Genomic DNA, 18,648 nt, shown 5'->3' with positions numbered 1-18,648 from the left:
CGATCGATCTGCGCCAGCGCCGCCTCGAGCGCGCGCTGCTTGTCTCCGTCTTCCTTGCCCACGAGCCTCAACGCCGATTGCGACATGCCAAGCCCTCTCTATCCCACGATTCCGCCAAGCCACGCCCCGCGCGGCCCCAATGACTCACACGTACATGCTTTGTTCCATGTTCGCAAGATGTTCTCCGCTCGCGCAGGGACAGGCTGAGGACGTGATCCTGCAGGACCACGCATTTAGGTGCGAGAGAACCGACCAAGGCTGTTCAGCAGCCCCCTGGCGAACCGCAGAGGGCGCGGACGACGTCCAGGCGTGCGGCCCGACCGCGCTCCACAGCCGAGTCATTTCATCGGAGCAGGCCGCCGCCGAACATCTCCAGGGACACGCGCCAACCTGCGGTGGTTTTCCTGAACACATAGAGCACGTGGTACTTCTGATCCGGCTCCGGCGAAGTCGCGCCGCGCCCTCGGCAGGTCAGGTTGGTGAAGGCGGCGATCACGCCTTCCGAGGCCGAAACCGGGCCGAAGACAGCAAACCTGCAGCGCCGCTGACCCGGCGCGGCGAGGGAGTCCAGGAAGCCGGCGATGGCGCGTTCCTCCGCGGCGATCCCCACGCGCGGCGCGTCGACCCCGTAGCCGGTGACCACCGTGTCCGTCGTGTACATCTCGCGCGTCAGGACGTCGGCCGGCGCGCCGCTTTCGATGATCTCCTCGAGCCGGCGGAAGGTCGCTTCGAGCTCACGCTCGACAGGAGTCGGTGCCTGCGCGGCGGCAGGCGCGCCGCACATGAGGCCGGCGCCGAGGAATGCCAGGGCCGCAAGCCGGAAAACCTGTCTCATCATCGTCCCTTCGTCTGGATCAGGCGCTGAACTGCGCCTCGGTCTTGGCCCGGACTTCATCCAGCGTGACGTCGGCCGCCAGCTCGAGCAGCGCGGGCGGGCGGGCGCCCTTTCGGTCGATGGCGAAGACCGCCAGATCCGTGACCAACAGGTCGACCACCCCAGCGCCGGTGAGCGGGAGGCTGCAGCGAGGCAGGAACTTGGCCGCTCCGGACTTGTCGGTGTGGTCCATCACCACGACCACGCGCCGCACGCCGGCCACGAGGTCCATGGCGCCGCCCATGCCCTTGATCATCTTGCCAGGGACCGTCCAGTTGGCGAGATCGCCATTCTCCGCGACCTGCATGGCGCCGAGGATCGCCAGGTCGATATGGCCGCCCCGGATCATCGCGAAGCTTTCGGCCGAGCTGAAGAAGCTGGAGGTCGGCAGGGCGGTGACCGTCTGCTTGCCGGCGTTGATCAGGTCGGCATCGACCTCGTCCTCGTAGGGGAACGGACCGATGCCCAGTAGGCCGTTCTCGCTCTGCAGGGTCACCGATACGCCCGTGGGGACGTGGTTGGCGACCAGCGTCGGGATGCCGATGCCGAGATTGACGTAGTCGCCGTCGTGCAACTCGCGCGCCGCACGCGCCGCCATCTCGTCCCGGGACCAGGCCATCAGGCCCCCTCCCCGGCCATCGCGGCCGGGCGCGGCCGTGTGGTGCGGAACTCGACCCGCTTCTGGTAGTCGCGGCCCTGAATGATGCGATCGACATAGATCCCCGGGGTGTGCACCGCGTCGGGGTCGAGGGCGCCGACCGGCGCCAGCTCCTCGACCTCGGCCACGCAGACCTTCCCGGCCGCCGCCATCACCGGATTGAAGTTGCGGGCTGTCTTGCGGAACACGAGGTTGCCCTCGGGATCGCCCTTCCAGGCCTTGACGATGGACAGGTCGGCGCGAAGCCATCGCTCCATCACGTAGCGTTCGCCGTCGAACTCGCGGACCTCCTTGCCCTCGGCCACGACGGTGCCGACGCCGGTCTTGGTGAAGAAGGCCGGGATGCCGGCTCCGCCGGCGCGGATCCGTTCGGCCAAGGTTCCCTGCGGATTGAGCTCCAGCTCCAGCGCGCCGGACAGGTAGAGGTCGGCGAACAGCTTGTTCTCGCCGATGTACGACGACACCATCTTGCGGATCTGCCCGTTGTTCAGCAGTTCCCAAAGGCCGAAGCCATCGGCCCCGCAGTTGTTCGAGACGACCGTCAGGTCCCGCACCCCGGCAGCCTTGAGCCCCTGGATCAAGTTCTCGGGATTGCCCGTCAGGCCGAAACCGCCGGACATGATCGTCATCCCGTCGAACAACAGCCCTTCGAGGGCGGAAGCGCTGTCCGCATGAACCTTGTTGGTCATCGGGAGCTCGCCTACCGGGCTTTCGAGCGGGAAACCTGCGCCTGTTCCTTGCCGTAGTCCTCCCAGCCGCGATTGATGATGTAGGCCTGCAGAGCGCGGACATCGTCGTCGCTGAAGTGCTCGAACTGCGGCATGCCGGTCTGGCGCAGTGCGCCATGCTTCAGGATGTCCGGCATGGCCTCGAAGCGAGCCTCCTGGATCATCCGAAGGTCTGGCACGTGACTGCCGCCCGTGACGGCCGCCGGGCCATGGCAGAGGCTGCAGCTGTTGGAATCGTAGACCCGCTTGCCGCGGGCGGCGAGCTCCTGCGGCTGCGGCGGGCGGACCGGCTTCGTCAGGCGCTTGACGGGCGTCGGCGGCAGACGCTTGTCACCCCCCAGGCCGAACGCGAGCAGTCGCGAGGGGGCCAGAGCCGTCTGGGGTGTGGACGCAAGATCACCGCCCGCCTTGACGGTCACCGATCCGCCGCCGTCCCCGGCCGGGACCAGGATCACCTGCTTACCGTTGACCGTCACCGTAGAGGGGCCGGCGAGGATCACGCTGCCTGTGTTGTAGGACCAGAGCACCTTGCCGGTGTCGGCGGCATAGGCGACGAACTTGCCGTCGGGCGTACCCTGCAGGACCAGGTTCCCGGCGGTGGACAAGGTCCCGCCGTTGATGGTCATCGGCAGGTCGACGTGCCAGCGCTCCTCCTGCTTGATCGGATCCCAGGCGACGAGACGGCCGTGGCGATTGGGAAGGGGAATCTCGCCGCCGTCGCCGTAGGCGGAGGGGAACAGGAAGGCCGGAATGTACGCGAGGCCGGTCTGGGGATTGTAGGACATCAGCGTCCAGGTGTGGGAGCCCCATCCGCCGGGGAAGGCGACGACCTGTTTTCCCGTTTTCCACTGCTTCAGATCTTCCTTGACCGTCAGCTTGCCGGTCTTGGGATCCATCGGCCCGTAGTTGGTCACCGGTACATAGTTGTTCGCCGAGATGAACTCGCCGGTCTTGGCGTCGAACAGGTAGAAATAGCCGTTCTTGGCCGCCTGCATGACGACCCGGCGTTTTCCGCCCGGCAATGGCAATTCGGCCAGCACGATGTGCGCCGCGCCGTCGCCGAGGTCCCACACGTCGCCCTGCACATACTGATGGTGCCAGACATACTCGCCGGTCTTGGCTTTCACCGCGATGATGCTGCTGGCGTACAGCATGTCGTGGTCGCCGAAGGATTTCTCCTTGCCCCAGGTGTTGGGGTTGCCCGTGCCGAAGATGAGGTAGTCGTTGACCGGGTCGTAGGTCATGCCTTCCCAAGGATTTCCGCCACCCTTGGAGAGCTTCCAGTAGTCCGGACCCCAGGTCTTGGACGCCAGCTCCATCTGGGGCGTCTCGAACGGCTTCGAAGGATCGCCCGGAACCGTGTAGACCCGCCAGACCCGCTTGCCGGTCTTGGCGTCGAAGGCGTCGACGAAGCCGCGCTCGGTGCCCAGCTCGTGGTTGTTGTTGCCGACGAACACCATGCCGCCGCCGACCCGCGGGGCCATGATGATCCCGTAGTCGCCCTTGGCGTCGCAGGACTTTGCCCGCCAGGCCTCCTTGCCGGTGCGGCGATCGACGGCGTGCAGTTCGCAGGCGCCGGAGTTGACGTAGACGCGGTCGTCATCGAGCGCGACGCCGCGGTTGTTGTTCACGCCGTAGAGCGCCGTGAGCGTCACCTCCGAAAGATCGAGGTCGGGCTCGTAGGTCCAGAGCAGCTTGCCGCTGGCAAGGTCGTGCGCCAGCACAACGCCGCGCGGCGCGCTCTGGTAGATCACGCCGTCCTTCACCAGCGGATTGCCGACCAGGCCATCGACCAGCGGAAGGTCGGCGTGCCAGAGCAGGCCGAGCGACTTCACATTGCTCTGGTTGATCTGGTCGAGCGGGCTGAACTGCTGGCTCCCGACATTGCCGCCGAGCAGCGGCCATTCGCTCGATCCGGTCTGCGCGACCGATCCAGTCAGGGGAACGGCGCAGGCGAGCGCCAGGGCGGCCACGCCGCAGAGACCACGCTTGAACATCGTCATCTTCCTTCGATCAGGGACAGCCGGCGGATCTGAGCCCGGCGACCGTCGCCATGCCTCCCTTTATTGACGCGGCACCTCGAACCCGAGCGGGCTGCGGCCCGCCTGCTGAGCCTCCCAGCCCACCCAGGCCTGGTTGATGATGTAGGCCTGCAAGGCGCGGACATCGTCGTCGCTGAAGTGCTCGAACTGCGGCATGCCCAGCTGCCGGAGCGCGCCCTGCTGGAGGATCTCAGGCATGGCGTCGAAGCGCTCCTTGCTGATCAACCGAAGGTCCGGCTTGTGACTGCCCGCGTTGACCGCGCCGCCGCCATGGCAGAGCGAGCAGCTGTTCGCGGCGTAGATCCGGGCGCCCTTAGCCGCCAGATCGGCCGGACGACGCGGAAGAATGGGCCGGGTCAGCCGCTTCGGCGCGGTCTCCGGCAGAGTCAGTTTCCCACCGATGGCGAAGGCCAGGAGCCGCGACGGCGCCAAGGTTCGGTCAGTGGTCATGTTGCGGATGCAGGCGTTGCCGCACGGCGTGGCCCCGCCGTCGCCCGCCGGAACGAAGATCATCTGCTTTCCATTGACGATGGCCGTCGACGGCGCGCCGAGGATCACGCTCTTGGAGTCGAAACGCCACAGCAGCTTACCCGTATCGGCAGCGTAGGCGAGGAAGCGCCCGTCCGGATTGCCCTGGATGACGAGATTGCCGGCGGTGGTCAGAACCCCGCCGTTGAACGGCACGGGATAGTCGACGCCCCACCGCTCCTTCTGGGCGATCGGATCCCAGGCGACGAGGCGGCCGCCGTAGCGGTACTTGTCTCCCGGCTGCATGCCGTAATCGCGCCGCCCGGCGGAGCCGCCGCGGATTGACGGGATCTGGAACGAGGGGATGTAGACGAGCCCGGTTTGCGGATTGTACGCCATCAGCTGCCAAGAGTGCGCGCCGGTCCCGCCCGGCAGGATGATCGTCTCGCGCTTGGCGTCGAGCCAGTATTTCGAGCTTTCCTTCGTGGTCAGCCTTCCGGTCTTCGGATCGATGGGGTTGAAGTTCTCGACCCCGGAATAGTTGTTGGCGGAGATGAACCTCCCGGTACGGGCGTCGAGCACGTAGAAGTAGCCATTCTTGGCGGCCTGCATGACCACCCGGCGACGGCCTTCCGGCAGCGGCAGCTCGGCCAGGACGATATGCGCCGCAGCGTCGGAATCGAACCCGTCCTCGCCGCCCGGCACCTGCTGGAAGTGCCAGACATAGGCGCCTGTCGTCGCGTTCACGGCGATGATGCTGTTGACGAAAAGCTCCTCGCCGCCATGGGAGCCGCGACCGGCAGGGTTGGCCGGGGCCGGATTGCCGGTGCCGAAGATCAGGAGGTTGGTGACCGGGTCGTAGGTCATGCCCTCCCAGACCGTGCCCGAGGCGCCCTTGTTCAGCTCCCAATAGTTGGCGGGCCAGGTCTTCGCCGCCATCTCCATCTGGGCGTTTTCGAACGGCTTCTTGGGATCTCCGGGCGTCGTATAGAAGCGCCAAAGATGGCGGCCGCTGGCCGCGTCGAACGCATCGACGAAGCCGCGCTCCGAGCCGATCTCGTGATTGTTGTTGCCGATGAAGACTTTACCGCCGCCGACCCGCGGAGCCATGATGATGCCGTAGTCGCCGGTCGGGTCGCAGGACTTGGCTCGCCAGAGCTCCTTGCCGGACTTGCGGTCGAGGGCGAACACCTGGCAGTCGCCGGTCGTGGCGTAGATCCGCGTCGCGTCGATCGCCAGGCCGCGAGTGTTGTTGGTGCCGTAGAGCGCCGTCAGGGACGCCTTCGAAAGGTCGAGGTCCGGCTGATGGACCCACAGCTCCCGGCCGCTTGCCGCATCATGCGCCATGACCACGCCGCGCGGCGCGCTCTGGTAGATGATGCCGTCGCGGATCAGCGGGTTGCCGACGAGGCCGCTCTGGGTCGGCAGGTCGGCGGCCCAGACGAGGCCAAGTTGGCCGACGTTGCGGTCGTTGATCTGAGACAGCTCACTGTACTGCTGGCTCTCGGGATTGCCGCCGAGGAATGTCCAGAGCGTGTCACCGGCCCGGGAGTTCGCCTGCCCGTGGACGACGCCAGCGGCCGCGCCGCAGACAACTGCCGCGGCGACGCCGAGCGCGATGGCCTTCCTGCCGATCCGAAACATCGTCGATCCTTCCGGGCTAGCGCCGCTTGGTCCAGATGAGGTCGTATTCTTGGGTCCAGGTCCGCCCCCCATCGGTGGTGATCAGCGACAGCTCGCTGACCTTGCCGTCGGGCCGGAGCATCAGCGACCATCGCTGCTGGCGGACGGAGCCGTCCGGCTGCTGCCGCGGCGGGACGGTGTACTCAATGCGGTTCGGCCCGACCTGGCGGCCGATGAAATAGTTGCTGTTGTTGTAGTCGGTGGCGAAGGCGTAGAGCCACGCACCGTTGTAGCGCGAGTAGCTGAAGACCCCGGCGACGCTGCCGGGTCCCGGGCCCGCCGGGCTCCAGGTCTGGCGCAGCGCGCAGTCGCCGAGCATCTTCTCGACCGTCACCTCGGCCGTCTTGCGATCGCCGTTGTGGACGTCCCAGGCGCCGAGGATGAAGTCCTGGGCGCGGTAATTCGGGTCCGTTCTGCAGGCGCTCGCCAGCTCCTGGCGGGTCTGACCGGCCGCACTGCCGGCGGTGATCAGCAGGGCGAGAAGGGGAAGCAGAGCTCTCGTTCTCATGATCCGGACTCCGACGAGATTTGGACGGTAAAGCTGGTGATCGGCCGAGACCCGGACGCCGGCCGGAGCCGGCGTCCGTTGCTGTTCCCGATCGTCAATACTGGAGGCGCGCGCCGACGCGCACGACGCGGCCGAAGACGTCATGCAGGCTGTCGTTGAAGGGCGCGTACCAAGCGTTGCCCGTCGTCGAAGTGACGATCGGCGGGTTCTTGTTCAGGACGTTGTCCACCGCTCCGTAGAGCTGGATGTTGTCGGTGACGTTGAACGAGCCACGCAGGTCCAGATAGATGACGCGCGGCACCGAATTGTCGTCGACGTCCTGCGGCCCCCACTCTTTGTTCAGCACCGCCTTGCCGACGATCCGAGCCTGGGTGGTCAGGCTCCAGCGGTCCTCGGAATAGGTTGCGGAGGTCGTGCCGCGGAACTTGGGGAATCCGCCGCGACGCTGGTCCCAGCCGATGCCCCCGGCGGCGTTGAACTTCACGCCGAGGAAGTCCTGGGTATCCTCGTACATGTAGGAGCCGACGAACCGCAGGCTCAGGTCGCCCGAGAACAGCGGCTGGGTGTAGTCGGCAGCGAAGTCGATGCCCTCGTTGACCTGAAGCGCCGCGTTGACCGGCTGAAGCAGAATCCGCGACAGGGCGCCGTTCGGGCCGTCGAACACGAGGTTGTCGCAGAACGCCTGCTCCCCGGCGATGCACTGGTTGATGATCGTGGTCTGGCTGGCCGTGGTGATCACGTCATCGATCTTGACCCGCCACCAGTCGACGGAAACCCGCAGGCCGGGCACGAAGGTGGGGGTGAGGATGGCCCCGACGGTCGTCGTCTTGGCGATCTCGGGCGTCAGGTTGATGTTGCCCTGCGTCACGGCGAAGGTGGAGACCTGCTGGCCGGTGCGCGGGTCGACCGCGCTGGTGCCGATCAACTGACCCTTGTTGAACATCTCGAACAGCGACGGGGCGCGGATGTCGCGCGAGTAGGTCCCGCGCAGCCGAAGAAAATCATTCACCTGCGAAAGCAGGCCGACCTTGTACGTCCAGACGCTGCCGCTGACCGAATAGTCCGTGTAGCGGGCGGCCAGGTCGAGGTCGAAGGACTCGACGACCTGATCCTGAAGGAGTGGGATGTTGAATTCGGCGAACGCTTCCTTGGTGTTATAAGAGCCGTCGAAATCCTTGAAGTTTCCGGTGACGTAGAACAGGTTCTGCTTGCCGGACTCGGCCGCGATGATGCGGCCCGATTCCTTGCGGTATTCGGCCCCGAACGCGGCCGAGATATTTCCGGCCGGCAGGCCGAAGGGCAGCTGGCCGGATGTCGAGGCGGCGACCGTTTCCATCTCCAGACGGTCGCGCATCCAGGCCTGGCCCGTGCGCGCCGCGATGTTGATGTAATGGGCGGCGGCCGAGACGTCCTTGCCGGTGCCGAAGACATCGAGAGGAGCGCAGCCGTTCGTCGGATTGGTCAGGGTCGAGCGGCAGGCGATGCTGCCGATCGGCAGGCCGGAGGTTCCGACGTTCTCCGCCGTGACCAGGACCGCATCCACAGCGTTGCGGATGTTGGCGGTCTGGGGGTTGTTGAGGACGTCGCTGTACGACTTGGCCCGACCCTTTTGGTAATAGGCGTTCCAGGTCCAGTCGGAACCGAACAGCTGCATCTTGCCATCGAGGGCGAACACGCCGCGAGACAGTTCCCGCTCCAGGTCGACGATCGGCATGCCGAGCATGTCCCGTTCGGCCTCGATGCTGCCGCCGTTGCCGCTGACGTCGCCGGTCAGCGAGGTGCCGAGCTGGAAGGTCGTGACTCCGGCCTGCTGCATCCGCTGGACAACCGAGGCCGGAAGGAACGGGTTGTCGATCCGGATGGTCAGGGAGCCGTTGTGGGACGCCGTCCAGCTGTTCCCCACGGTGTGGAAACGCCCGTAGTTGAGCTGCACCGAGGCTTTCAGGTTGTCGGTGATGTCGTAGCTCGCGTAGCCGAACAGGTTCTGGCTGTCGGTCGGGTTGGCGATCACGCCGAAGTCCGAGTGGCTGAGGCCGTAATTCGGGGTGCCGCCCCAGGTCCAGGAGCCCCGCGAGGTGTTGCCGTAGTTGAACTGCAGCGGCGTGGCGCTGGGGCCGACGAAATAGGTGCCGCGCAGAGGACCCGCGGTGATGATGCCGCCTGGCGTCGCAAGCAGAGGGCCCGCGCCGTCTCGGGTGATGTAGCGGGGTTGGCCGTTGCCGGCGGCGAACGCCGGGTTCTCCAGCAGGCGGGTGTGGCTGAAGTTGTCGATCAGATTGTTGAAGTAGGTGTCCGGAGACTCCTCGATGCTGCCGCTGAGGATGACGTGGGCGCGGCCGTCGAGGAAACTTTTACCGACCGAGATTTCAGCCTGGTACTGCTCGCGCTCGCGATCCCAGTTGTTCGAGGCCTGAAGGTTCGCCTTGAAACCCTCGAAGTCGGTGTCGAGCACGATGTTGACGACGCCGGCCACAGCGTTGGAGCCCCAGGCGGCGGATGCGCCCCCGGTGACAACGTCCATCCGCTCGATCAGGGTCGACGGGATGGTGCTGAGGTCGACCCCGCCGAGGCTGAGGTTGGATTCGACGACGCGCTGGCCGTTGAACAGGACCAGGGTTCGGCGCGAGCCGAGGTTGCGCAGCGACACGAGATTGAGGCCCGCCGAGCCGTCCGTCACGTAGGTGCTGCGCACGCTGTTGCTGGGCCCTGAGGATGGACCGAACGCCGGCAGTTCGCGCAGAACATCGCCGACGTCGGGGCGCGCGTCGCGCTGGAGCGCCGCGGAATCGACAACGGTGACCGGCGTCGGCGCTTCGTAGCCCTGGACCTGGATCCGCGAGGCGGTGACGGTGATCGTCTCGACCTCGGCCTCGCCGCCGGCGGTGGCGCGGGCCTGGTCCTCGAGCGGTTGGGCAGCGGCGGCGCCGCCGAAGAGAGCCGCCGCGGTGCAGAGCAGAAGTCCGGTACGTGTCATTATTTCACCCCCCAATTGATTGTTGAGACGGGCGACATCGCCGCCGTCGGTTGTTGGCGTGACTAAGGTGTGGTCGGAACCGGCGGGTCGGAGACGTCAGCTCGACGGCTCTGGCGCCGAAGCCAGGCGCGGCTGCCCGCAAAGGAGATCACCAGGACGAGCAAGGCGGCGCCCGTGGCGTAAACCTGGCTCTTCATCTCGGGCAGGAAGAGCATGGCCACGAGGATGCCGGCCATGGCCCCCATGACCACGAGGGTCAGGCCCGGGAACAGCCACATGCGCACTGGCAGGTCGCGAGCCGCGGCGCCGAGCGTCAGGCGGCTGCGAACGTGGGCTGCGGCGATCATCAGATAGACGAGCAGCATCACCGCGCCCGACGCGTTGAGCAGGAAGGTGAAGAGACCCTCGTAGCTGGCCGACGACAGCAGCAGGATCGCGAAGGCGACCGCCGCGGTGAACAGGATCGCGCCGACGGGAACTCCGCGCGCGTTCGCCCGCATCATGCGCTGCGGCGCATCGCCCTTGAGCGACAGGCCGAGCAGAACCCGAGAGGCGACATAGATCCCGGAATTCAAGCACGACATCACAGCCGTGAAGATGACGAAGCCCATCAAGGGCCGTGCATACGGCGCCTGCATGCGCTCCAGCGCTGCGACGAACGGCGAGGCCCCAGGGGTGACGTCGGTCCAGGGGACGATCGCGACGATCACGATGGCCGAGCCCAGGTAGAACAGCAGGACCCTTACGATCACCGAGACCGCGATCCGCGAGACGTTCTTGCTCGGCTCACTCGACTCTGCCGCGGCGATGGCCGCGATCTCCGCACCGCAGAGGCTGAAGATCACGGCCGGGACCGCCGCCAGCAGACTGGCCGGACCACGCGGCACGAAGGCCTCGAGACTGAACAGTCCGAGCGCCGGCGCCTCGGCCAGATGGCCGAGACCGAACAGCCAGATCAGCCCGGCGGCGATGAATGCGATGACCGCGACGACCTTGATCGAGGCGAACCAGAATTCAAATTCGCCATAGGCGCGGACCGAGAAGAGGTTCACCGCCGTCAGGGCGGCGAGGAGCACCAGGGCAATGAGCCAGGTCGGAACCGGAACGAGGCTTTGCAGCATCTCGGCGCCGACCAGCGCCTCTACGGCGACCACGATGATCCAGAAGTAGGCGTAGAGCCAACCCGTCGCGAATGCGGCGAACGAGCCCAGCGGCTTGCGGGTGTACTCGGTGAACGAGCCGACGCCGGGCTGCGCGACCGCAAGCTCGCCCAACATCCGCATGACGAAGAAAACGAGGGCGCCGGCCAGTGCGTAGCTGACCACCACGCCGGGCCCAGCGGCGGCAATGACGGCGCTGCTGCCGACGAACAGCCCGGCGCCGATGATCCCGCCAAGCGAGATCATCATGACGTGACGGGTCGCCAGTGTCTGACGCAAGCCGCCTTCATAGACCTGGGGAGCGACGGAGCCCGTCGCAGTGGGCGCAGACACCAGACCTCCCTAATTCCGTTTTTCGGTATTTGATCCGTTATTTGCATCGTTGCAGCAAACGGGGTTCTGTCAAGTGTCTTTTCCTCACCTGTTCGCGAAGGTTTCTCCTGAGACCCGCGGGAACTTCGCCCGCCTTGACAGGGTTGAATGTCCCATTTTATGAGTTTAGACCCGTTTTTCGGGATCGCTCGTGTGAGCGGGCGTGGAACGGGCGTCGTGCGTGGGCACGGACCTCCAATGCAGAGGCTGCAGATGTCGGATTCCCTGCCCCGAGTGACCTATTCGAACTTCAACGTGGACCTCGCGCCGGTGCACGCGAAGTTCGACCGCGAGCTGCCCGACTTCGAGCGCCATGCCCTGGGACAGACGTACGGAGCGATCATCGGGGGGGACCGGAATGTGCTCAGCGGCCGGCTCACCGAAGAGGCGAGCCCGATCGACCGGGACATTCGGACCGGCAGGTTTCCGTACGCGACTGCCGACTTGGTGGACGCGGCGTTCGCAGCGGCCGCCGCCAAGCGGGCGAGCTGGTCGAGCACCGAGCCGGCAAGACGCCTGGCGTTGATCCGGCGCTTCGCCGACATCGTCCACGAGCGCCGCTACAGCTTGGCGATGGCTGCGCTCTACGAGGTCGGGAAATCGCGGATCGAGGCGATCGGCGAGGCCGAGGAAAGCGTCGACCTCCCCCGGTATTACGCCGACGAGTTCGAGCGGCGGGGCGGGTTCGTGCAGGACCTCAACCGGGTGCGCGAGGAGGAATCGACGGAAAGTCGGCTGTTGCCCTTTGGGGTGTTCGCGGTGATCGCGCCGTTCAACTTCCCGCTGGCGCTCTCGATCAACATGATCTCCGCGGCCCTGATCACCGGCAACTGTGTTGTGTTCAAGCCGGCGGAGGGCTGCAGCCTGACCGGCCGGATGATGGTGGACGCCGCCCTCGACGCGGGCATCCCGCCCGGGGTGGTCAACCTGGTGTACGGAGACGGCGCGACCGGGGAGCTGATGGTCAAGCATGCGTTGGCCGATGGCGTCGCTTTCACAGGGTCGCACGCCGTCGGAATGCAGATCGCCCGAACCGCTCTGAGCGGGCCTTACGCCAAGCCGGTGATCGCCGAAATGGGGGGTAAGAACCCGGCTTATGTGACGGCCAGCGCCGACATCGCCACGGCCGCGGAGGGCGTAGCCCGATCGGCCTTCGGCCTGCAGGGTCAGAAATGCAGCGCCTGTTCGGTGGCGTACGTGGATGAGCGGATCTACGCGGACTTCGCCGCGGCGCTGGTCGAGTTCACCGCGGGCTTGCCGATCGGCGACCCGAGATCGCGGGGCGCGTTCATCGGGGCGGTGCACACCGAAGCGACACTGGCTCGATTTGAGGCCGCGGTCACGGAGGCGCGCCGCACCGGGCGCGTCTTGCATGGCGGCGCCCGCGTCGTTGACGGCCAGCTGGCGCGCGGGCTGTTCGTGGAACCCGCCATCGTCGAGGTTCCGGCCGGATCAAGGCTGGTCCAGGAAGAGTTGTTCATGCCGTTCCTGGCGCTGCGGCCGATGACGTCGTTGGAGGCCGGCCTGGCCGAAGGCAATGCCGTCGCCTACGGCCTTTCGGCAGGCATTTACGCCAGGGACGAGGCCGAGGTGCAGTACTTCCTCAACAACGTCCAGGCGGGGGTCGTCTACGCCAACCGTTCCAGCGGCGCGACGACGGGCGCTTGGCCCGGAGTGCAGAGCTTCTGCGGGTGGAAGGGATCGGGCGTGAGCCACAAGGGTGGCCTCGGCCCCTATTTCCTGCCCCAGTTCATGCGAGAGCAGAGCCGCACCCTGATGCGGGCGCCCGCCGAGGCCTAGGACCCAGCATGTATCCGGACGACAACTCGAAATCGCGTGCGCTCTACGAGCGGGCACGCGCGGTGCTGCCCGGCGGCAACACGCGCACCACCGTGCACATGAGCCCCTACCCCGTGTACCTCGAACGCGGCGCCGGGTGCCGGGTATGGGACGTCGACGGCGTCGCGCGGATCGACGTCATCAACAACTTCACGGCCGCGATCCACGGCCACGCCCACCCGGTGCTGACGCAGGCTGCGCAGGCGCAGGCGGCGCTCGGCACGGCGTTCGGGATGCCGACGGCGGCGGAGATCGAGCTGGCCGAAGGGCTGGCGGCGCGGATCGCCACGGTCGACCAGTGCCGGTTCACGAACTCCGGGACCGAGGCGGTGATGGCGGCGCTGAAGGCGGCGCGGGCCTTCACCGGCCGCGCCAAGATCGCCAAGTGCGAGGGGGCCTATCACGGTTCCTACGACTACGCCGAGGTCAGCCTCGACACGCCGCCAAGCGCCTGGCGCGCCAATGCGCCGGTCTCGACGGCCTATGCCGCCGGCACCCCGCCGGCGGTGCTGGAGGACGTGGTGGTCGTGCCGTTCAACGACGTGGACGGAGCGGCGGAGGTCCTGCGCGCCCACGCCGGCGAGTTGGCGGCGATCCTGGTCGACCCGATGCCGAACCGCGCCGGCCTCGCCCCCGCCGACAGGGCCTATGTGCAGGCCTTGCGCGAGCTGGCCGACGAGATCGGCGCGCTCCTGATCTTCGACGAGGTGATCTGCTTCCGGCTCGGTCCGAACGGGGCGCAGCCGATCTGGGGCGTCGAGGCGGACCTTACGACGCTGGGCAAGGTGATCGGCGGCGGGTTCCCGATCGGCGCGGTCGGCGGGCGTCATGAGGTGATGGCGGTTTTCGACCCGACCGACGGAAAGCCGCCGCTGCCGCAGGGCGGCACCTTTTCGGCCAATCCGGTGTCGATGCGCTGCGGGCTGGCGGCGCTGGACCTGCTCGACGCCGAGACCTTCGCGCGGTTGGACCGCCAAGGGGACCGTCTGCGCGCGGCGATCGACGAGGCGTTCGCGGCGGCGGGCCTGCAGGGGCACGCCACCGGCATGGGCTCGCTGCTCAAGATCCACCTCGCCCCGCAGCCGGTGCGCGACTACCGCAGCGCCTATCTCGACCCCGAGGCGGCGCGGCGGCTCAAGGCGCTGATCGTGCGGCTGCTCAACGAAGGGGTGATCGTCGCCCCGAACGGGCTCATGGCGCTGTCGACGCCGATGACCGACGACGACATCGAACAGATCGCCGACGCCATCCGCCGTTCGCTCGCGCAGCTGGCCCGACAGTGACCCAACCGGAGCCGCAAGCGTTGCGACACGCAACCGTCAATAATGACCCGGCGACGGCGCTGTCGCCGATCGTCGCCCACGACTTCAGCGACAGGCCCTATTGGTGGGACGCTGCGCCGCCGGACATGTTCGAAGCGGTTCGGGGCCCAGAGAGCCACGACGTCGCGATCATCGGATCAGGCCTGACCGGACTCAGAGCCGCTCTAGACCTCGCCCGGGGCGGCGCGCGGGTCGTGGTTCTGGAGCGGGACGCCGCTGGGGCCGGCGCATCGCGGCGCAACGCCGGATTCCTCGGCCGGGTCCTGAAGAAATCCTACTCCGACCTGGCGCGGAAGTTCGGCGACGATTACGCCCACCGCGTCTATTCGGAGCTGCACGAAGCTTACGCCAGCACGATGGCGTTCATCCGTGCCGAGGGCATCGAGTGCTATGCTCAGGAGTGCGGCCGGTTCATCGCCGCCACCTCCGCCGCCCATCTGAACATCCTGGTCGAGGACGCCGAGAAACTTGCCGAGGTCTTCGGCTACGACCACCGCGTCCTGACGGCCGACCGCGTCCGAGAGGAAATGGGCTCCGACGCCTATTGCGGCGGCGTCGTGGTGCCGGACCTCGGCTCGGTGCATCCAGGCCTCTACCACAAGGGGTTGCTTGACCGCGCGATCACGTCCGGGGTCACGGTTCGCACACAGTCGCCGGTGACCGGTATCGTGCGGCAGGCCGGCGGCCGGCGGTTCAGCGTCACGACCCCAGGCGGCGCGATCGAGGCCGATCACCTGGTGATGGCGACCAACGGCTACACGCCCCGAGGCTTCTCTTGGCACGCCCGGCGGGTGATTCCGTTCACCGGCTACATGGCCGCGACCGAGCCGCTCTCGGAGGCGATGCTCGACGAGTTGATCCCGCGTAACCGGACGATCATCGACAGCGACACCAACATCGACTTCTTCCGCCGCGCGCCGGATTCGCCTCGACTGCTGTTCGGCGGTGACACCGGCTCGGGCGCGGTCACCCCCGCGGACATCGCACGGCGCATGCACGAGGTGCTGGTGAGGGCGTTTCCGCAAGCGGCCGGCGTGCGCCTGAGCCGCATCTGGTCGGGGCAATGCGCGGGCACGTTCGACATGATGCCCCACCTCGGTCAGAACGACGGGATCTGGTACGGGCTCGGCTACAACTTCGCCGGCGTGCCGATGGGCACCTATTTCGGGGCGCGGATCGCGGACCAGATCCTCAACCCCCAGGCTCGCGACAGCATCTTCATGTCCCGGCGTTTCCCGACCGCGCCGCTGTACGACGGGAACCCATGGTTCGTGCCCTTGGTCATGAAGGTGTTCGACTGGCACGATCGGTATCTCGCATCGAAGGTCGTTTGAGCATGGGCGACGCGGCGAGAATGCGCTGAATGTTGCACAGGGCGGATATTTCGCCTTATCCGGGCAGAAGCCGGACCTCAGGCAACTCGCCGCCAGGATCTCGATGCTTTAGAGGACACTCCTGGTGAAACGCAGCGCTGCAGCCTCGGCGGAGCCTGACCGGCAGTCGAAGCCCTTGGAACGCTATGTGCGCATCCTCGAGCTGCTGACGGCCTATCCCGACGGCCTGTTGGCGGGCGAGATCGAGCAGATTCTCAATCTCCCGAAGACGACGGTCAACCGGCTGCTGCACGCACTGGAGGCCTCGGACCTTATCACCGCCAACCGCAAGCGCGGTGGTCGCTACTTTACGGGCAAGCGGCTGAACCGAGTGCTCTATTCAGAGACCGGTTGGATCGAGATCGCCACGAGGCGGCGGCTTAAAGAGCTGGCGGAGACCGCTCATGAGACCTGCTTCATCACCCGTCGCTTCCAGGACCGGATCGAGTCCGTCGCAATGGAGTCGCCCGACGCCAGCGTCGGGATCTACGTGACGCCCGGCCACATCCTGCCGTGGCATGCGACAGCCTCGGGAAAGCTGCTGACCGCCATGGCGCGGCAGTTGCCCCCGATGGAGGGCCTCGAGCGGTTCTCAGACAACACGATCATCGACCCCGTCGAATTGAAGAACACCCTCGCGGAGATCCGGGCCAGCGGTTACGCGATCGAACGCAGCGAGCATGTGATCGGACTTGGCACCGTGGTCGTCCCGATCGTCTGCGGATCCGAGCCCGACATCGTCTACGGCCTTGGCCTGACCGGCCCGGAACAGAGGGTCATGGACCGCATCGAGGAGAACATCGCGCTGCTGCGCGAGGCGGCGAGCCATTTCGCCGCGATCCTTACGATCCGGCGCCCGGTTTCAGCCGCGTAACCTCCACCGCAACAGTCGCGGCGCCTGCGTCTAAGCATCAAGGCGGCCACCCACCTCGGCGGCAGGCCGCAGGCCCGACGAGGTCGGCGGGGGTGTTGATGTTGGTCAGGACGCCGGCGCCGAAGGCGACGTGCCGAAAGCCCAGTTCGTCCAGCAGGGCCTGAACCGGCGGGTGGGCGCCGCCGGCGAGCGCTGCGGTCAGCGCCGGTCCCTGCGACACTCTCCAAAGAGCGCAGAGCGGCGCCAGTCGGCCGCCCGGCCCCGTCGCCACCACGCCTGGGACGTCGGGCCCGAGGGCCTCGAGCAGCCGGGGCAGCAGGTCGGCGGGCAGGTCCGGCGTATCGCAGGGCGTGGTGGCGAGGGCCTCGGCGCCGGCCGCGGTCGCCCACTGCAGGCCCGCGTGAACGCCGGCCAGCGGCCCGTGCGCCAGCCCGTTGGCGTCGGCCAGCACCGGCAGGCCGCGGACCGCGGCCCAAGCCGCCGCCCCGCTGGCCGGCCGGGCGCTGACCGCGAGCACCTCGCAAGCTTCCAGCGCGTCGGCGCACAGGGCGATCATCGGACGCCCGCCGATCTGGGTCATCGCCTTCTCCGAGCCGAAGCGGCTGGAGCGGCCGCCGGCCAGGACGAGCCCGGCGATCCTCATGGCGCCACTCGGTCGGGCCGGGTGAACACCTCGAAGCCGTCGTCTCGCGCGACGCCGATCAGGGTCATCCCCGCCGCCTCGGCGGTGCGGACAGCGAGCGCGGTCGGCGCCGAGATGGCGACGAGCACCTGGGCGCCGAGCACCGCCGCCTTTTGCACCATCTCGACCGAGATACGGCTGGTCAGCACCAGCAGGCCCTCTGCGCCGGGTGCGCCGCTTCGGGCGAGAGCCCCGACCAGCTTGTCGAGGGCGTTGTGGCGGCCGACGTCTTCGCGCACCGCAACCAGGCCCTGCGCCGGCGTCCACCAGCCGGCGGCGTGGACGGCCCGGGTGCGCCCGCCCAGCGCCTGGGCCGGTTGCAGCGCCGCCAGCGCGGCCTGCACCTGGGCGTAGGTGACGCTCAGTCCCTCCCCGACCCGGGCCGGCGCCCGCACCGCCTCGGCGAGACTGTCGACCCCGCAGAGGCCGCAGCCGGTCGGACCGGCCAGGCGGCGGCGGCGTGCGGTGAGCGCGGCCCCGCGCTCCGCCTGCAGCCAGACCCGCGCCTCCGCGCCCAGCGGCGTCCAGACGACTTCCACGTCGCGAATCTCCCCCACCGCGGCGACGACACCCTCGGTCAGGCTGAAGCCGATGGCGAAGTCCGCCAGATCGGCGGGCGTCGCCATCATCACGGCGGTGGTGGTCGCATCGTGCACCAGGGCGACGGCGGTCTCTTCCGGGATATCGCGTGCGCCGGGTCCGACCTCGCCGTCGCGCCAGCGCTCCGGGGCGGAACGGGCGACCGGATCAGCCGGCGTCATCGCCGGGTCGCCGCGCCGTCCGCTCGCCGGCCTGCGCCAGGGCGGCGCGGACCTCGCCGTCGCCGCTCTCGCGCAGCAGTTCGACGCCCTCGAGCGCCAGCGGCTCGAGACCCGCCCCGCCCTCGTCGGCCCAGGCGAGGATCCGCCGGCGCATCTTGGGGTCCCAGAAAGCGCGGAGGTGGTCGGCCACCCCCGCCGCCCCAGCCGGGCCCGGCTGGCTGGCGAAGAAGCGGGCGATCTGGTTGGCCATGCGGACCAGGGTTTCCGGCCCGCCGCTCACTCGGCCGGCTCCACCCGGCGGCTTTTCTGGGCGAAGGCGTCGTAGGTCGC

General features: G+C 67.7%; 16 protein-coding genes. 4 read left to right on the top strand and 12 right to left on the bottom strand.

All coding sequences use genetic code 11. The annotated features are described in order from the left end of the window. From ACILRF_RS07655 to ACILRF_RS07615, 9 genes are all read right to left on the bottom strand, one after another. Positions 1 to 86: hypothetical protein (locus tag ACILRF_RS07655; protein WP_395671693.1), on the bottom strand; the 86-nt coding region annotated here is incomplete at its 3' end. A gap of 257 nt (positions 87 to 343) precedes the next feature. Continuing rightward, a complete protein-coding gene (locus ACILRF_RS07650; protein WP_395671692.1) occupies positions 344 to 835 on the bottom strand; it encodes a hypothetical protein in 492 nt (163 codons plus the stop codon). Between the two features lie 19 nt (positions 836 to 854). After that, positions 855 to 1,493, bottom strand: coding sequence for a 3-oxoacid CoA-transferase subunit B (locus tag ACILRF_RS07645; protein WP_395671691.1), 639 nt, complete (start codon positions 1,491 to 1,493; stop codon positions 855 to 857). Continuing rightward, complete coding sequence (locus tag ACILRF_RS07640) at positions 1,493 to 2,221, bottom strand: CoA transferase subunit A (RefSeq protein WP_395671690.1); 729 nt, start codon at positions 2,219 to 2,221, stop codon at positions 1,493 to 1,495. Before ACILRF_RS07640 ends, ACILRF_RS07645 begins: the two co-directional genes overlap by 1 nt. 11 nt (positions 2,222 to 2,232) lie before the next feature. Beyond that, positions 2,233 to 4,257: a PQQ-binding-like beta-propeller repeat protein gene (locus ACILRF_RS07635; protein WP_395671689.1), complete on the bottom strand. Its 2,025-nt coding sequence runs from the start codon at positions 4,255 to 4,257 to the stop codon at positions 2,233 to 2,235. A gap of 66 nt (positions 4,258 to 4,323) precedes the next feature. Next, positions 4,324 to 6,414, bottom strand: coding sequence for a PQQ-binding-like beta-propeller repeat protein (locus ACILRF_RS07630; protein WP_395671688.1), 2,091 nt, complete (start codon positions 6,412 to 6,414; stop codon positions 4,324 to 4,326). 16 nt (positions 6,415 to 6,430) lie between these two features. Further along, positions 6,431 to 6,961 (bottom strand): hypothetical protein, encoded by a 531-nt coding sequence (locus ACILRF_RS07625; RefSeq protein WP_395671687.1) that lies wholly within the window; start codon positions 6,959 to 6,961, stop codon positions 6,431 to 6,433. Positions 6,962 to 7,055: 94 nt separating this feature from the next. Next, positions 7,056 to 9,935, bottom strand: a complete 2,880-nt coding sequence (locus ACILRF_RS07620) for a TonB-dependent receptor domain-containing protein (RefSeq protein WP_395671686.1) — start codon at positions 9,933 to 9,935, stop codon at positions 7,056 to 7,058. A gap of 62 nt (positions 9,936 to 9,997) precedes the next feature. After that, positions 9,998 to 11,374, bottom strand: a complete 1,377-nt coding sequence (locus tag ACILRF_RS07615) for an amino acid permease (protein ID WP_395671685.1) — start codon at positions 11,372 to 11,374, stop codon at positions 9,998 to 10,000. 306 nt (positions 11,375 to 11,680) lie between these two features. Between ACILRF_RS07615 and ACILRF_RS07610 the strand changes: the two genes are divergently transcribed. From ACILRF_RS07610 to ACILRF_RS07595, 4 genes are all read left to right on the top strand, one after another. Further along, positions 11,681 to 13,267, top strand: a complete 1,587-nt coding sequence (locus tag ACILRF_RS07610) for an aldehyde dehydrogenase family protein (protein ID WP_395671684.1) — start codon at positions 11,681 to 11,683, stop codon at positions 13,265 to 13,267. An 8-nt stretch (positions 13,268 to 13,275) separates the two neighbouring features. Beyond that, the gene (locus ACILRF_RS07605) at positions 13,276 to 14,589 is read left to right on the top strand and encodes an aspartate aminotransferase family protein (RefSeq protein WP_395671683.1); all 1,314 of its coding nucleotides are present in this window, start codon (positions 13,276 to 13,278) and stop codon (positions 14,587 to 14,589) included. A 20-nt stretch (positions 14,590 to 14,609) separates the two neighbouring features. Beyond that, positions 14,610 to 15,962, top strand: coding sequence for an NAD(P)/FAD-dependent oxidoreductase (locus tag ACILRF_RS07600; protein WP_395671682.1), 1,353 nt, complete (start codon positions 14,610 to 14,612; stop codon positions 15,960 to 15,962). A gap of 124 nt (positions 15,963 to 16,086) precedes the next feature. Next, positions 16,087 to 16,875 carry an IclR family transcriptional regulator gene (locus tag ACILRF_RS07595; protein WP_395671681.1) on the top strand — a complete coding sequence of 263 codons (789 nt, stop codon included), beginning with the start codon at positions 16,087 to 16,089 and terminating at the stop codon, positions 16,873 to 16,875. A gap of 37 nt (positions 16,876 to 16,912) precedes the next feature. Here ACILRF_RS07595 and ACILRF_RS07590 read toward each other — a convergent pair whose 3' ends face one another. The 3 genes from ACILRF_RS07590 to ACILRF_RS07580 are packed head-to-tail and all read right to left on the bottom strand — an operon-like array spanning position 16,913 to position 18,598. Next, positions 16,913 to 17,518 (bottom strand): molybdenum cofactor guanylyltransferase, encoded by a 606-nt coding sequence (locus tag ACILRF_RS07590; RefSeq protein ID WP_395671680.1) that lies wholly within the window; start codon positions 17,516 to 17,518, stop codon positions 16,913 to 16,915. Beyond that, positions 17,515 to 18,318, bottom strand: a complete 804-nt coding sequence (gene fdhD, locus ACILRF_RS07585) for a formate dehydrogenase accessory sulfurtransferase FdhD (RefSeq protein WP_395671679.1) — start codon at positions 18,316 to 18,318, stop codon at positions 17,515 to 17,517. The genes ACILRF_RS07590 and fdhD overlap by 4 nt, the downstream gene beginning before the upstream one ends. Then, on the bottom strand, positions 18,305 to 18,598 hold the full coding sequence (locus ACILRF_RS07580) for a formate dehydrogenase subunit delta (protein WP_395671678.1): 294 nt from the start codon (positions 18,596 to 18,598) through the stop codon (positions 18,305 to 18,307). The genes fdhD and ACILRF_RS07580 overlap by 14 nt, the downstream gene beginning before the upstream one ends. Positions 18,599 to 18,648: the final 50 nt, after the last annotated feature.

Origin of the sequence: Phenylobacterium sp., from assembly GCF_044236515.1 — a bacterium.
In the GTDB taxonomy this organism is placed as follows: domain Bacteria; phylum Pseudomonadota; class Alphaproteobacteria; order Caulobacterales; family Caulobacteraceae; genus Phenylobacterium.
The sequence above is the reverse complement of the archived record's forward strand: the minus strand, read 5'-3'. Positions and strand labels throughout refer to the sequence as shown.